The following is a 13,660-nucleotide window of genomic DNA, read 5'->3' on the forward strand; positions in this document are numbered from 1 at the left end:
GTCCCTTATTGATAATCATTATCATATTTAATAGGGGGGATATAAGCTACTTTTCAACCTTTTTCTTTTTCAAAAATGTTTCCCTCATTATCAAAAAATAAATTTTCTTCAACTGCATGATGCTTTTTAAAAGTTTTCGTGTTGTGGCACTCCAAGCATAAGTACTGCAAGTTCTTATGATTAAGTGTGATATTCACATCGTTTATATTATCTGGAGTGATCTCCTTTATATGGTCGACTATGTATCCTCTCTTCTTCTTGCAGTGCTGACATAGACCGCCATCAATAGCTTCTCTCTTCGCAATAAAAGAAGCACGACACTTTTGCCATGCTTTCGATTTGTAAAACTTTTTTGAATAATCTTTGGCCATCCCTATTTTCCTTAAATTAACATACCCGCTCCCGCCCCTTAGCTTATCAGTATGTACTTTCCCTTAGCTTTGTTATACTCAAAGCTACTTCCTTTTGTATGAAGAAAATTTAGGAGGTGATTAAAAATAGGAAGTCTTACATACTTCCCTATTTTAAATATAACAAATTTCTTTGGTTCAAAAAGTGCTATCTTTTGACAACCCTATTAACTCTAACTCTTTTCTTTTCATCGATGAGTTTTTCCAATTTTTTAATAATAAACTCCCCATCTAAATCAGAGAGCATTTTAAAATATTCTGATCTAAAGAATCTTTTAATTTCATTTCTTTTGCTCGGCAAAAACTTATAGTCTCTAACAGCCTGCTCAATTATCGCAACTATAAGTACATCTATATTCTGCATCATTTAAATATCTCCTCGTTACATCTTTTAAATTCTTGTAACGCGTGGCCGTGTGCGTGTTTGATATAGCTGTAGTCGTAAGTATAGGTACTTGATATTTCTATCAGACTTCTGTCTAAGATGTAGTGATTAATTAATATTAACCTATGAAGAGGATTACTCATTTTATTAATCTCTCTATTAATCTTATCTTTAAGATCGACAAGCTTATCTATCTGTCTATCTATCTTTTTTTCTAAATCAACACTCTTATCAATCCAGTTTGTGAAGTTATTACTTTTTGAATTTTGAACTTTATCCCCTGTATTAAATCCGCCAAGCTTTAAAGCTCTGCTCTTTAAGTCCTCTATCAAAAGTAAGTTTGAATTAATCTCGCTGTCAAGGTGCCTGATCTGGCTTAGATATTGTTTCGGTGTCAACCTGCTCATACTCTTACTCCTACAATCTTAAAAGCATCCTCTACACTTCTGGCCACTCCATATAAGACTTTTTGTTTTTCCATTTGCTTTCCAAAATCTATCTGTTCTGGACTTAACCTGCCTTTAACATTCTTAACCTCGATAAAAAACATCTTGCCGTCTGATTTTCTAAACCCAAAAAGGTCTGGAAACCCTTTTGGAAGCCCTGTGCTTATAAACCTATTGCCCTGCTTAAATGTTCCAACGTTCGCCCTAAAAACATAACAAGTATAACTTAATGCACTTCTTATCTGGTCTTGTATTGTCTTTTCTGGAATTGGTTTCCCTGTTAAATCGTAACCTGGTTTAATCATTCAGTATGTCCTCAAATAGCTTTCTTTTATTTTGCCCTATTGACTTCCTAAGAGGTGTAACGGCTACTTCAAATGGTTGGCACATCTCTGCAATTCTATCAAAGGTCCTTGCTACTCCATCTTGTCCAGTGAGTCTTTGCTCCAGTGTCTTTAAATCTAAGTTTGTAGTAACTATTAAAGGCTTCTCTGCTCTATATCTGAAATCTATAATTTCATATAGCTTAGCCTTTGCCCAAGAGTTGACCTCTTCAGCTCCCAAGTCGTCTATGATTAAAAGTTCCGCATCTTGTAGTGTTCTTAAAAAAGTATCTGTTCCCTCTTGTCCGAAGCTCGACAGTTCTCTTAACCTCTGTAAGATCCTTGATGAAGTAGTAGCTATGACCGACACTCCTTTATTTAATAAATAATTTGCAATGCAAAAGCTTAGATAGCTTTTACCTGTTCCAGGCACACCATAGATCAGTAGACCTATATTTTTTTCGCGCATAAGATTAAATTTAATAGCATACTTTAAAGCAAGGTTTTTATATTTACAATTTTCTTCAGTAATTTTAAATCTTTCAAAGGTGCAGCTTTCAAATCTCTTATCCATCAAAGAATTAATCTTTAATCTTTTAAGCCTTTCCATTTTTTCTCGCTCTCTGTCTTCTTGTAACAGCCTTTCTCTCTCTCTGTCTTCTTCTTCGCTTAATACTTTTACTCTGAATGTTTGCCCTAATACACATATGGTTTTAAAGTTCGAGTGGCTTGTACCAGTCGTATCTGTTGTCATCTTTCACCTCTTTCTTCTCATAGTCTTTATATTTATCTTCTGTGATTGAATTAAAAAACTTCTTACTGATTTGGTTGATATTTACGTTCTCTTTTAACCAGGTGCTTTCGCTTATCTTTTCAGCAAGTAACTTTACATTATCCCTACCAAAATTTTTAATTAATTTTTTTACTGATGATTGAGAGATTTTTTTGTTTAGGCTTTGCTCTAATATATTTAATATATATATCTCATCATCATCATTATTATCATTATTAATCATTATTCTTTCATTATTGTTTAGGCTTTTCACTGGCTCTTCACTGGCTTCTGGCTGGTCTTTCACTGGCTCTTCACTGGCTTTTTTACTCTTATTGTCATCTTGATAAAAGTTGTAATTTACAATAGTTATAACGGTCTTTTTATGTGGCTCTATTTTTAGTTGAATCATATTATCTTTTTCTAATAATTTTAAAAAATTATTTACTTTTGTTCTTGACCATCTCCACCTTGTACACAACTTTCTAATAGATGTTATCCGTTGTCCTCGTTTAACCATTTCTAAAATTCCGTCTATTAGAACTTTTTTATCCTCGTGATTTACCATTAAGAGTAAATCTATCCAAGCTGATCTTTTGTCAAACTCTTCATCGTCATTCCAAATCCAGTTGTCATAAATGCTTCTGTGGATACTGACCCACCCTTTTTCTGCTGCCACATAATCACCACCTTAGCAAATTTCTATACTTACACCTGTAAGTTCTTGCAGGCTCTTTTTAATAAACTCAGCGTCGGAGTTATGGTCTGACAGATGCATGACGTATATCTTTTTGAGCCTTGATAGATTGCATTTTTTCAATAAGTCAATAGCAGTTTCTAATGACATGTGATTTTTCTTAATTCTCTCTCTTAGTTTGTCATTTAAACCTGGATTTTCATTGATTGTTTTTCTTACATAATTAATTTCAAGCATAAAGTAAGTTGGTTTAAAGTTATATATTGAATATTGAGTGTCTGTAATGAATACTAACTCTTCTTTTGCCAATTTGTCATAAATCACAAAGCCTACTGGCTCTTTAGCATCATGGATTGTTTTAAAAGGCTTGATTTTAAAACTTCCTATTTCAAAATCTTCATACATTGAGAATTGTTTAAAAGTTTTAACTCTGTGAGTATCAAGATTCAAGGCTTCTTTGGTTCCTGCTGTCATATATAGATCCACTCCAGCCTTAATTAAATCCTTACAAGCTTTTGAGTGATCGCCATGCTCATGACTTACTAAAACTCCGTCAATATCTGTAACTTTAAAATTTAATGCTTCTTGTATCTTTTTATAAGGAATACCACACTCGATTAAGAGTGCAGTATCCTCGTTTGAAACCTTGTAGCAGTTGCCTGAACTGCCACTTGCAATTATTTCAATTTCCATATCTTTTAAAATGGTGCTTCGGTTTCTTCGATGATTTCGCCAGTTTTGGGATCTACTGCTATAGTTTCTTCTTGACTGTTCATCTCAATCATCGCGTTTTCTTCTGTGGCTTTTAATACTTCTTCGTCTTCTTCTCTCTTAGCTGCTTCCTGAAATTCAGTAGTTAAAACTCCATATTTTGTAAGAAGTCTTCTAAGCACTGTCTTTTGTGCCATTTCGTCAAATTGGTTTTTCCAAGGACTGAAATCACTGCCGAAAGATTGAGAATATCTTTTTGCGTGGTCTGTAATATCTTCTTTGCTCATATAAAGTGCTTTTTCATATCCGTTTAAAAGTTGGAAGTAAGCAAAGTATCCAATGGCTTTGTCTGATTTTGGTTCTCCTACTATTTCAAAAGTTCCTCTTAAAAAGTCTCTTTTAATTTCCATTCCTTCATACATGATGCCTGCGTTCAAAGCCTTATATTGGCCACTTCTTTGTGCCATTTGGATATAACCTTTGTAGCCGATTTGAAATTGAGGTGTTAATTTGCCTTTGTTCTTAAAAGGCACAATGTAGGCATAGCCAAGACTTTTATTTATTGGCAAATTAAGAGTTGCTGCTTTTAATGCTTCCATAGCTACCTCTTTTGGGTCGCAGTTTTGCAAATAATTGTCGCCGTTGTATAAGTCAATTATTGAAGCTATAAATCTGTCTTTGTTTTCTTTAAGTGCGTCTGCAAATAGATTTTGCATTCCTTGATTCGCAAGTAAATTCTTCATTTGGTTAACTGGACTTAATGCCCTATTTTCTTGTTTTTGAATATTTGTCATCTTAAATCTCCTTCTTTCACGAAAATTCCGTCTATTGTTTTACCTTTTCTATCTTTAATTTTGTTGTAGGCTCTATCTAAGCAGTCAACTGGATCTAAGTTTAATTGGTTGCATAAAATAATTAGAGTAACGAATATATCGCCCATTTCAAGTTGCATATTTTCTTGCGTTTCTATTTGCTCATAATCAGAATAAACTTCTTCTTGTGTTTGACCTATTCTGGCTAAATAGTCCATCTCACTTTTAAATTCAAATACTTCTTCTATAAACTTCATAAATTGTTTTTTCGCATTTTCTATGTGGAGTAAGTCTTTATTCTTTGCCCAATCAAGGACCTTTTCTCCTAATTCTTCAAAAATAGTATTTTCACTAAATTTAATATGGTTTAAATCATTAAGGACCAAGTCAACACCCTTTTGATAATTTTCTACACTTTTGATATCTAATGAATATGCTTCAGCGTGTTTGCTATCGCTTTTATAAGTTAAACCTTGTATCTCTGCTTCAGGATTGCAGTAAATTAGTTTCATAATTAAATCTTTTACTTTCATTCTTCCTCCTCAATTTGTTCAATATTTAATTCACCACTCATTAATTTTGGTAAAAGTGTATCTCTGAGTTCTGCTAAATACATATTTTCCACGTTATTTAAAAACATAATATTAGCTTTCCAATCTTGGTAAATACTTTGCAAAATCTCTGAAAAAAGTTCAGGGTCATTGTTTTTAAATTCAAATTGGTTTTTGTTTTTAGTTAGTTGAAAATAATCATCTTTTAAAAGGTCTGTCCCTGAAATCTTTTTAACATTCTTTATTAAGACTTCATCAATTTCTTTTTGGTTTTTATAATGCTTTATAAGATTTTTAAAACCTAATTTCTTCGCTAAGGTTTCGTTTATAACAAGCTTCAATTTATTTTTATGTCTTCTGTATAGATTGATGTCTTTAACTATGTCCTTTATATCTCGCCTTTCTTCTTCAATGTTTTCAAAATCTAAATATCTCGCAGGATTTAAGATATATCCTTGTTTTTTAATTTCTTCTGTCGGAACAATTTTTGATAAATTTTTATATGGTTTAAAATTTTTTATAGCTTCAGCTACCCCTTGGATAGTTTCATCGCTTAAAATGTTTATGGTTTTCTTATAAGTTCTTTTAGTGTGTGAATTACCTCCTAATTGCCCATTTTGTTCTCTTATTTGTTTCTGGCAAGCAGAAGTTAAATCAATCATTAAAATATTTTCTGTTGGCTTTTTTTGGACTATTAAAATGCAAACGGGGATTGAAGTAGATTCAAACATTCTTTCTGGTAGACTTATACAACTTAAAATATTTCCGCCATTTACAAGTCTTTTTTTTATCTCGAGCTCTGCTTTAATATTTGTTGAAAGTATTCCTTTTGGCAAAAGAAAGCAGGCTTTGCCTGTGGCAAGTTTTAAACCAATTTCTACAAATGCAAAATTAGCATTAGTGTTAAGAAGTTTTTCACTGATATCCCAGTCATTTTGCCCATCTTCAAATTTTAAATTATATGGCGGGTTACTGATTATTTCTGACAATTTTAACCTCCGAAAATTTTTCACTTTGTTTTAGTTCATAAATTACAAACTTTTTATTGTTAAATAAATTTTGGTGATACACCCTGCCCTTTATATTTCTTACACATAAATTAAAAAGTAAAAAAGGAATTACAGTATCATCAATTTCGTAGCAAATAAAGGATCTGTTGGGATTTAAGCTCCAAGCTTGAATTGTTAAGGCTCCCGAGCCTGAGCAAAGGTCTATAACTTCATCTGCTCCTTTAGTTATTTCTCCTAAAAGCTTAGCTAAACTTTCAGGTGTGAAATCTTGACCCAATTCTTTTCTATTAGCGAAATAATACTGGTACACTTTTTGTAAATAATCAGTATTTAAATTTCCATTAACAACATTTAAATAAGCATCAAAAACTTCTACGTCTTTGTTTATTACTGCATTAAACAAAGCTTTAGGTATTTCTTCCGTCTCATCTATTTTTAAAACTTTTAAAAGTTCATTTAATAATTTTGAAAGTTCCATGATATTAAAATGGTATATCGTCATTATTTACTGGGAAAAATCCATCATCACTATAATCATCTTGCTTGTTATTACTATTTCGGTAATTTCCACCATCAGTATTATTTTTAGATCCAACAAAAGTGATGGCATTCACCATGACATCAGTTGTATAAATTGTTCTTCCGTCTTTCTCGTATGAGCCTGTTTGTATTCTACCTTCAACTCCTATCTGACTTCCCTTACTGTGATAATTCGCTATGACTTCTGCTGTACTTCCAAAAGCTACACAGGATATAAAATCTGCTGTCGGCTGGTTATTTCTTTGTGCCTCTTCTTTCTTGTCTTTACTTAATTTTCTGTCAACTGCAACTGTAAACCTTAAAACTGCCATTCCTGATTGGCTGTATCTAAGTTCAGGATTTTTTACTAATCTTCCAATTAAATTCACGTTATTCATTCTTTTCCTCCAAAAACCTCTGGATAAAATCTATCCCCATATTTTAAAATTCTTTCTATGTCTTCTTTTAAATCTTGACCGTAGCCTGTGCCTATATAAAATTTAACTTCGCTCTCTGTCTTGACTTTAACTATTCCAATCACAGGAATTTCAGCGGTGAAAGGTGTATACCACCAAGCATCTAAAACTTCACTCAACTTTAAGCTCCTTATCTTTACTGACTATCAATCTCACTAACTGTGCATCTGTCTTAATCAGCTTATTTACGCTTTCTGCGTTGTCTATAAATATTGGTACTTTTAAATCAAGCCTATCTGACAGAGTATTAATCACATCAAGACCTGCGTTTATCTTTGCCGCGTTGTTTAAATCACCGTAAGGCACACCACCAAGAGTTACTTCGCAAGCTTCAGTTATTCCGCCATTTATTTGATTTTCAAAAAGCTTAAATTTAACACGGTTAAAACTGTTATTGATTCTGCCGCTTACTAAATTGACGTATGTTTTTGTATATTCTTCGCAAAGATAAATAATTCTTTGTTGCTCCTCGTAAGACTTTGCAAGGTCTTTTTCTTGGCTTTCAAGCTCTTTAATTCTCTCGTCAATCTTATCGTCTTGTCCTTGCAATGAAAGCTCTCTATTGACTTCATCCAACTCTTTATTAAGCTCGTCTTTTTTCTTTAAAAGTTCTGTCTTGTCAGTTAAGGAAAAGCTATTTAATCTTTCTTTGGTTTCTGCTATTTCCTGGTCAATTTCTTTAAGTCTTTCAGGCTCTGTCGGCAGGTCTTCTGTCTTATATTCCTTGACCACATAAATTGTTTTTTCGCATTCTTCAATTTTTATCTTTAAATCTTTTGCTTTTTCTTCAATACTTGTTAATTTCTCAGATTTTTTCTTATTAAAGTTGGCCATAGTTTTTTCAATTTGGTCAGGCAATAAATCCTGCCCGCAAGTTGGACATTTAAAATTTCCTTGATATTGTTCTTTGTGGACTTCTTGCCATTTTTCCCTAGCCTTTTCAACTAAATCTTTAAGCTTTTCTATATTCTTTTTAGCTTCTTCAATTACTAATTTGTCATGTTCTTTTTCTTGTAAAATTTTTTTATTTTTAAGTTTTACTTCTAAGCATTTATTTTGGTATTTTTCTGTTAGATCTGTTTTCTCTTTTTGAAGTTCTGTAATTTTCTCTGTTATCTCAGTCATGCCCTCAGCCATTTTTGAAACATCTGCAAGTTTCGTGTCTATTTCTTTAATCGCTGGCAGGATTCCTCTTTTTCTAAAATCTAAAGCACCAAAATCTATATCTTTAACCTTAGATTTGTTTAGTTCGTCAATCCTTGCTGGTATAGACTCAATGTCCTTGTTGATTTTCTTGGCTGTGTCTTTTGCAATTTTCTTTAATTCATCTACTGTATAGTCTTTTAGATTTAACTCTTTTAAATCCTTATTCTTTGCAATTATGTCTTCAGGCTTTACTTCGTCTATTAGTCCTAAGATGACTTCTCGTCTTTTGTTCTTGTCTAAAATTTGATTGAAGTACAAAGGATTTGAAAGCAGATTGAAGTTGTCTTCAGAGATAACACTTGAGATTCTGTCTGTGTACTCTTTCTTTTTAACTGGTACAGCGTTCATATAGTAGTCGGTAGTGTGGCCTGTGAATTCTGCTTGTGTAGATCCTCTTTTCTTCGTCCAGATTTCTTTGTAGATCTTTTTCAAAGTGATTTCTTCATCATCAAATTCCAGAGTACCCTCAACCATAGATTCTAAGTTGTGGATCTCTTCGCCGTTTTTGTCATAAGGCTTGATTGCAAAGTCTTTGCGATTTAAACTGTCCTTATCCCATAGTAACCAGGAGTAGGCATCAAAGATTGTTGTCTTACCTACTGCGTTATCGCCACTTATATTTGTTAAATCTTTAAAATCTATTGTTAAGTCCTTAATTCCTTTAAAATTTTGCAGTTTTAAAGTTTTAATTTTTATTTTCATTTAAGCCTCCGCAAAAAACATCTTTAAAAGCTTCTATATCTCTTAGCATGACTTCTGCAAGATAGTCGACAAATAAGTCTTTAGCATTTTCTCCGCTATAATAGCTTTTAGATATGATAGTTTTTAAAGAACTTTCTTTAATGCTTACATTTAAAGTCATTCTTAAATCATCTTCAATTTTTCTTTTCTCTTCATAGCTTTGAGCGTCTTCAAATCTTTCAAAAAGCGTTCCGTCAGATGCTTTAAAACATTCTATTTTTTTCATTTTCATCCTCCTTGTGTTATAATAGAGGCAAATAAATGTTTTTTTACTTATTTAAAGTCCTGTTGTTGGTAGCTGCAGGGCTTTTTTCATTTGCCTCTCTCATATATCAATCTCCTACAAATGCAAGCAGTGAAATTAAAAGCACCATAAAAACTATGGCTTTTAACCCTACCCAGATGCCTTTGTTAAAATCTATATAGCTTCCATTTTTAAAAACTAATTTCATTTCTCTCACCTCATTCAATGATTTCAACTCTATCAAGTGCAAATTCTAATAATTCGCAAGTGATCGTTGAGTAATCTTTATTTACGTTTTTTGCTACAGATTTAACTCTTTCAGCTACATCTGTGGTAATTCTTAAATATGCATTAGCTGGAGAGTAGTTCTTTTGTACTTTCAATATTAGTTTTTCGTTTTTATCCATTTCTGCTCCTTTCTTTATTTGCTATAATCTCCATAAGGAGATGATTAAATGCTTTTTTATCACGTTAATAGAAAAACTCATTTCAAAGTAAATGATGTGTTGAATTACTTGTCGTTACCTACAAACTCAAATCCAGAACTTTTGGAATATTGCCAAGACCATTTCCCTGAAGGTCTTAGCCAAATGGGTTATAAATATTCTTCATACATAAACCCCAGCTCTGTTGAATACAGTTCTTATACTTCTGAAGTAATCTTAGAAATATTTCGTCAAAAGTCATTCTCAAACTTGCCTTCCAGGTTCCAAAGTGTTTTTTGCTCCTCTTCTATAAAAGAAGCCACTTTTTGGTACAAACAATTAAAACTTCAATCAGCAAATATATTAGTCTTTGAGTCGGATCATATTTATAAATTCGATGCTGCTTGGCGTGACATTATTGCCGCAAATTTAAGTATGTTTTCAGTAGAAATGTTTGCTAATAACTATTGGAATGGAAAAATCTTTGAAAAAAGTCCTCGAATTGAATACTTGTTACCATTACCTTTAAAAATAGTTGATATTTTACCCATCAATTAGTTCTTTGATATGGTCCAAGCTTTTTTCTAAACATGACAATGAACAAAAATTATATTTAGCTGGGTTATTTCCCTCACGAGCATCAATTTCTAATGAATAATTAATTTTTGTTTTTTTCATTCCAGGCACTATTAAAGTGTGTTTGTAGTAATCACATCCTTGAATTTCTACATCTGGATAATATCCCTTAATTACTTTTCCACATCCATCGCATTTAATTTCTTTCATTGATTCACCTTTCTTTTTGTTTCTGCACTCACGACCATTATTATTTGGATAGTAAGAAGTAAACTACTGTAGTAGTTATTACACTTACTAAAATATTGATTAAGAAACTTAATATTTCACTATTATTACTATTTTTATCTTTCATTGTTTTCCATGTTCTTTCCACTCCTCATATTCTGCTTCTGACATATCTAAGAATTTTAATAATGGTCTTAGCCATATAAAATAGCTCCATTCAATTTCGTGCTTTACTGCTACTCCGAAAGGAAAACAGTTTTGTTTTAAACCCTGCGTTAAACTTTCTTTTGTTATGCCTAATAATTTATAAGCTTCTGTTACTGGTATTTTTTTTGGTAACATTCTGTACACCTCTTTTTCTCCCGTTTTTCGGTAGTGTTTGAGTAAAAAAAATTACTCATCGTAATTTCCGTCATCTACAATAGGAATCTCTACTATAGATGGATCTATACTATACACTTCAGTACATAGCTTATCAAAATCTATAGCTTTAATCGGTACGATCCCTCGCTCCCAGTAACTCACAGCTTTTGGACTTTTTCCTATTTTTTCTGCTGCTTCTCTTAAAGATAATCCAGCATTTACTCTAGCTGCTCTTAAAGTTATTGTTGTAACCACGTTTTCTCGCCCCCTCTCATCTTAGTACAATGCAAGTATACTCCCTTTATTCGGTACTGTCAACCCTTTATCGGTAGTTTTTTTTCTTTTTTTTACTTTTTTGTTGTTTTTGTTACCTAAAAGGGGTATTATATAAGTAAGAAAGTGAGGTGAATCAAATGACTGAAAGTAGAAATGATATTTTAGTTAAAAATCTTTTATATTATTTAAACAAGTTGGATCTAACACAAACTGAATTTGCCAGAGAAATGAAATATCCTGAAACAACTGTTTCAAACTGGTTTAACAAAAATACTTATCCAAGGCCAGATAAAATACAAGAAATAGCAAACTATTTTGGAATTAGAAGAACTGACCTAACAGAAAGTAGTGAAGAACCACAGGCGCCACTAAAAAATGCTCAGTCAATTCCTATATTAGGAACTATTGCAGCTGGAAGCCCTATATTAGCAGAAGAGAATATTGTTGATTACTTTCTAATAGACAGCAGAGTACGTGCAGACTTTGGGCTTTGTGTCAAAGGTGATTCAATGGTCAATGCCAATATTTATGACGGCGATATAGTGTTTATCAGACAACAACCAACTTTAGAAAATGGCGAAATTGGAGCAATATTAATAGATGACGAAGCGACCTTAAAAAGATTTAGTTTAACCAACAATAGCATTATTTTACAAGCAGAAAATCCCGATCTGACAGATTGGCCAAGAGTCTACACCAGCGGAAATATAAGAGTATTAGGAAAGCTTGTTGGAGTTTACAGCAAGAAAGATTAAAGAGTGCATTGCGCAAGCACTCTTTGTCTTCTCTTAAAAAGGAGGTATTTCATGAAAATTGGTATGAGAAAGCCAAGTATTAAAAAATCAATTTCTTCCAGAACTACAGGAAAAATGAAAAGAGCAGTTAAGAAATCAATCGATCCTACTTATGGAAAGAAAGGTGCAGGAATAGTTAAGGATCCAAAGAAATCTGTTTACAATAAAGTTTATGATAAGACCACAGTCGACATTAGAGATTTAATTTCTAGCTCTGAAGATGATGATTTCAGTGAATACTGTAATAATTTAGAGCCAGTACCAAAAGTTAAGATACCAAAAGGCTATTATAAAATATATAAGTTCGTAATATTGCCTGTAGGAATTATTACTTTTATACTTTCGCTACTTACTAAAGATAAAACAGTTATGTTTTTAAGTTTTATACCTATTGTCATTTCTTTAATAGTGATAAGAAGTTATAAAAAAGAAAATAAATAATATTTTATGATACAAAAAAAGAGCCCGCATAAAATGCAAGCTCTCCAAAACACTAAGTGTTTTACTTCCCAAAAAAATTATATCAAAAAGATGAGGTGATTAAAATGGCAAAAAAGAATTTTATTGGATCAATCACAAAATTAAAAGGCAATAGATCTAAAAAGTATTGGGTGAGAACTCCACCAGTTGAAGTCGCACCAAATGAATTTAAACAAATTTCATTAGGCACTTTTCAAACTTTAAGAGAAGCTAAAGAAGCTCTGCAAAATTGGCAAGAGTTGTGCAAGAAAAAATCTGAAAAGAAATACACACTTAAAGAGGCCTTTGATCTATCTATTAAAGAACTTTACGAAATAGGCAAAACTTCTGAAAGAACTTTGGAAAGTTATGAAAATGACTTTAAGAGGTTAGAGCCTCTGTGGGAAAAAGATGTAAAAACAATAAGTACAAGCGACTATCAAGATGTATTCAATAATCTTATTAACAAAAAAACTGGAGAAGTTTTAGGCCAATCAACCAAGCAAAGAACTAAGGTAGTTTTGCAAATCGTATATTGGTACCTTTTAAAAGAGGAGATCGTGTCTTTTGATGCTTCGCAAGGAATTATTGTATTTTCTCAAAAAAAGCCACAGACCAGAGATTCTTTTACGAATTCTGACATTGAAAAATTATGGCAAAACGTATTTAAAATTGATTATGTAGACAGCATCCTTTTGATGACTTATACAGGCATGAGGCCCTCTGAAATGATACAATGTACTATTTTTAATACTTCTATTGAAAAAAGAAAAATTGAAGGAGTTGGAGTTAAAACTGAAAAGGGCAAAAATAGGATTATTCCTATTCCAAAAAAATTATTACCAGTAGTCAAAAAAATGATAAATTCCGCAAATAAGAACGGATATTTGTTAAAAACAGTAACGGGTGAAAAAATGAGCGTAGATAACTACAGCAAGAAATATTTTAAAGAAGCTTTAGAAAAATGCGGAATTAATTCTAATAAGTTTGTGCCTTATTCATGTAGGCACACCTACGCAGAGCTTTTAAGAATTAATAATATTGACAATAAAACCCAAGCAGATCTTATGGGCCATGAAAAAGAATCTACTACAAAACTATATCAGCCAGCCAGACTTGATATTATGCTTGATGCAGTAGATTCTATATAGAACCTTTTGTAACTTATGTGTAACGTATCTGTAACGTATCCTCTCAAGATTGTGCCAGATTTCCACAACAACAAAAGGCTTAAAA

General features: G+C 32.2%; 23 protein-coding genes. 4 read left to right on the plus strand and 19 right to left on the minus strand.

The window, feature by feature from the left end; translation table 11 throughout:
• Nucleotides 1–53: 53 nt before the first annotated feature.
• The 16 genes from HMPREF1253_RS05730 to HMPREF1253_RS05805 all read right to left on the minus strand — a co-directional run bounded on the left by HMPREF1253_RS05730 (nucleotide 54) and on the right by HMPREF1253_RS05805 (nucleotide 9,710).
• Nucleotides 54–371 carry an HNH endonuclease gene (locus HMPREF1253_RS05730; protein ID WP_023055833.1) on the minus strand — a complete coding sequence of 106 codons (318 nt, stop codon included), beginning with the start codon at nucleotides 369–371 and terminating at the stop codon, nucleotides 54–56.
• 187 nt (nucleotides 372–558) lie between these two features.
• Nucleotides 559–777, minus strand: a complete 219-nt coding sequence (locus tag HMPREF1253_RS05735) for a hypothetical protein (protein ID WP_023055806.1) — start codon at nucleotides 775–777, stop codon at nucleotides 559–561.
• Nucleotides 774–1,202, minus strand: coding sequence for a hypothetical protein (locus HMPREF1253_RS05740; protein ID WP_023055797.1), 429 nt, complete (start codon nucleotides 1,200–1,202; stop codon nucleotides 774–776). Before HMPREF1253_RS05740 ends, HMPREF1253_RS05735 begins: the two co-directional genes overlap by 4 nt.
• Nucleotides 1,199–1,546, minus strand: coding sequence for a VRR-NUC domain-containing protein (locus HMPREF1253_RS05745; RefSeq protein WP_023055813.1), 348 nt, complete (start codon nucleotides 1,544–1,546; stop codon nucleotides 1,199–1,201). The genes HMPREF1253_RS05740 and HMPREF1253_RS05745 overlap by 4 nt, the downstream gene beginning before the upstream one ends.
• Nucleotides 1,539–2,318, minus strand: coding sequence for an ATP-binding protein (locus HMPREF1253_RS05750; RefSeq protein WP_023055820.1), 780 nt, complete (start codon nucleotides 2,316–2,318; stop codon nucleotides 1,539–1,541). Before HMPREF1253_RS05750 ends, HMPREF1253_RS05745 begins: the two co-directional genes overlap by 8 nt.
• Entirely contained in the window at nucleotides 2,278–3,015 is a 738-nt protein-coding gene (locus tag HMPREF1253_RS05755) for a hypothetical protein (protein WP_023055818.1), read from the minus strand. Before HMPREF1253_RS05755 ends, HMPREF1253_RS05750 begins: the two co-directional genes overlap by 41 nt.
• A 12-nt stretch (nucleotides 3,016–3,027) precedes the next feature.
• Nucleotides 3,028–3,726, minus strand: coding sequence for an MBL fold metallo-hydrolase (locus tag HMPREF1253_RS05760; protein ID WP_023055835.1), 699 nt, complete (start codon nucleotides 3,724–3,726; stop codon nucleotides 3,028–3,030).
• A gap of 5 nt (nucleotides 3,727–3,731) precedes the next feature.
• A complete protein-coding gene (locus HMPREF1253_RS05765) occupies nucleotides 3,732–4,538 on the minus strand; it encodes a recombinase RecT (RefSeq protein ID WP_023055804.1) in 807 nt (268 codons plus the stop codon).
• Entirely contained in the window at nucleotides 4,535–4,918 is a 384-nt protein-coding gene (locus tag HMPREF1253_RS05770; RefSeq protein ID WP_369758373.1) for a MazG-like family protein, read from the minus strand. Before HMPREF1253_RS05770 ends, HMPREF1253_RS05765 begins: the two co-directional genes overlap by 4 nt.
• Nucleotides 4,919–5,085: 167 nt before the next feature.
• A complete protein-coding gene (locus HMPREF1253_RS05775; protein ID WP_036739625.1) occupies nucleotides 5,086–6,096 on the minus strand; it encodes an N-6 DNA methylase in 1,011 nt (336 codons plus the stop codon).
• On the minus strand, nucleotides 6,077–6,595 hold the full coding sequence (locus HMPREF1253_RS10620) for an N-6 DNA methylase (RefSeq protein WP_023055819.1): 519 nt from the start codon (nucleotides 6,593–6,595) through the stop codon (nucleotides 6,077–6,079). The genes HMPREF1253_RS05775 and HMPREF1253_RS10620 overlap by 20 nt, the downstream gene beginning before the upstream one ends.
• A 4-nt stretch (nucleotides 6,596–6,599) precedes the next feature.
• Complete coding sequence (locus HMPREF1253_RS05785) at nucleotides 6,600–7,034, minus strand: single-stranded DNA-binding protein (RefSeq protein WP_023055821.1); 435 nt, start codon at nucleotides 7,032–7,034, stop codon at nucleotides 6,600–6,602.
• Nucleotides 7,031–7,231, minus strand: coding sequence for a hypothetical protein (locus tag HMPREF1253_RS05790; RefSeq protein ID WP_023055836.1), 201 nt, complete (start codon nucleotides 7,229–7,231; stop codon nucleotides 7,031–7,033). Before HMPREF1253_RS05790 ends, HMPREF1253_RS05785 begins: the two co-directional genes overlap by 4 nt.
• Nucleotides 7,224–9,020 (minus strand): AAA family ATPase, encoded by a 1,797-nt coding sequence (locus tag HMPREF1253_RS05795; protein WP_023055827.1) that lies wholly within the window; start codon nucleotides 9,018–9,020, stop codon nucleotides 7,224–7,226. Before HMPREF1253_RS05795 ends, HMPREF1253_RS05790 begins: the two co-directional genes overlap by 8 nt.
• Nucleotides 9,004–9,285, minus strand: coding sequence for a hypothetical protein (locus HMPREF1253_RS05800; protein WP_023055825.1), 282 nt, complete (start codon nucleotides 9,283–9,285; stop codon nucleotides 9,004–9,006). Before HMPREF1253_RS05800 ends, HMPREF1253_RS05795 begins: the two co-directional genes overlap by 17 nt.
• Nucleotides 9,286–9,521: 236 nt before the next feature.
• Entirely contained in the window at nucleotides 9,522–9,710 is a 189-nt protein-coding gene (locus HMPREF1253_RS05805; protein WP_023055812.1) for a hypothetical protein, read from the minus strand.
• Between the two features lie 48 nt (nucleotides 9,711–9,758).
• Here HMPREF1253_RS05805 and HMPREF1253_RS05810 point away from each other — a divergent pair, with 48 nt between their 5' ends.
• Nucleotides 9,759–10,286 (plus strand): hypothetical protein, encoded by a 528-nt coding sequence (locus HMPREF1253_RS05810; protein WP_023055795.1) that lies wholly within the window; start codon nucleotides 9,759–9,761, stop codon nucleotides 10,284–10,286.
• Here the strand turns inward: HMPREF1253_RS05810 and HMPREF1253_RS05815 are convergent.
• The 3 genes from HMPREF1253_RS05815 to HMPREF1253_RS05825 form a co-directional block, all read right to left on the minus strand.
• Nucleotides 10,272–10,514, minus strand: coding sequence for a hypothetical protein (locus HMPREF1253_RS05815; protein WP_023055834.1), 243 nt, complete (start codon nucleotides 10,512–10,514; stop codon nucleotides 10,272–10,274). The two genes, HMPREF1253_RS05810 and HMPREF1253_RS05815, sit on opposite strands and share 15 nt — an antisense overlap.
• 141 nt (nucleotides 10,515–10,655) lie before the next feature.
• Complete coding sequence (locus tag HMPREF1253_RS05820; RefSeq protein WP_023055808.1) at nucleotides 10,656–10,874, minus strand: hypothetical protein; 219 nt, start codon at nucleotides 10,872–10,874, stop codon at nucleotides 10,656–10,658.
• A 51-nt stretch (nucleotides 10,875–10,925) separates the two neighbouring features.
• Nucleotides 10,926–11,150, minus strand: coding sequence for a helix-turn-helix transcriptional regulator (locus tag HMPREF1253_RS05825; RefSeq protein ID WP_023055807.1), 225 nt, complete (start codon nucleotides 11,148–11,150; stop codon nucleotides 10,926–10,928).
• Nucleotides 11,151–11,308: 158 nt separating this feature from the next.
• Here HMPREF1253_RS05825 and HMPREF1253_RS05830 point away from each other — a divergent pair, with 158 nt between their 5' ends.
• The 3 genes from HMPREF1253_RS05830 (at nucleotide 11,309) to HMPREF1253_RS05840 (ending at nucleotide 13,575) form a co-directional block, all read left to right on the plus strand.
• Nucleotides 11,309–11,926, plus strand: coding sequence for a LexA family transcriptional regulator (locus HMPREF1253_RS05830; RefSeq protein ID WP_023055802.1), 618 nt, complete (start codon nucleotides 11,309–11,311; stop codon nucleotides 11,924–11,926).
• A gap of 51 nt (nucleotides 11,927–11,977) precedes the next feature.
• Complete coding sequence (locus HMPREF1253_RS05835) at nucleotides 11,978–12,406, plus strand: hypothetical protein (protein ID WP_023055822.1); 429 nt, start codon at nucleotides 11,978–11,980, stop codon at nucleotides 12,404–12,406.
• Nucleotides 12,407–12,510: 104 nt separating this feature from the next.
• On the plus strand, nucleotides 12,511–13,575 hold the full coding sequence (locus HMPREF1253_RS05840; RefSeq protein WP_023055809.1) for a tyrosine-type recombinase/integrase: 1,065 nt from the start codon (nucleotides 12,511–12,513) through the stop codon (nucleotides 13,573–13,575).
• Nucleotides 13,576–13,660 lie beyond the last annotated feature (85 nt).

The sequence above is a fragment of the Peptoniphilus sp. BV3C26 genome (assembly GCF_000478985.1).
GTDB classification, from domain to species: Bacteria; Bacillota; Clostridia; order Tissierellales; family Peptoniphilaceae; genus Peptoniphilus_B; species Peptoniphilus_B koenoeneniae.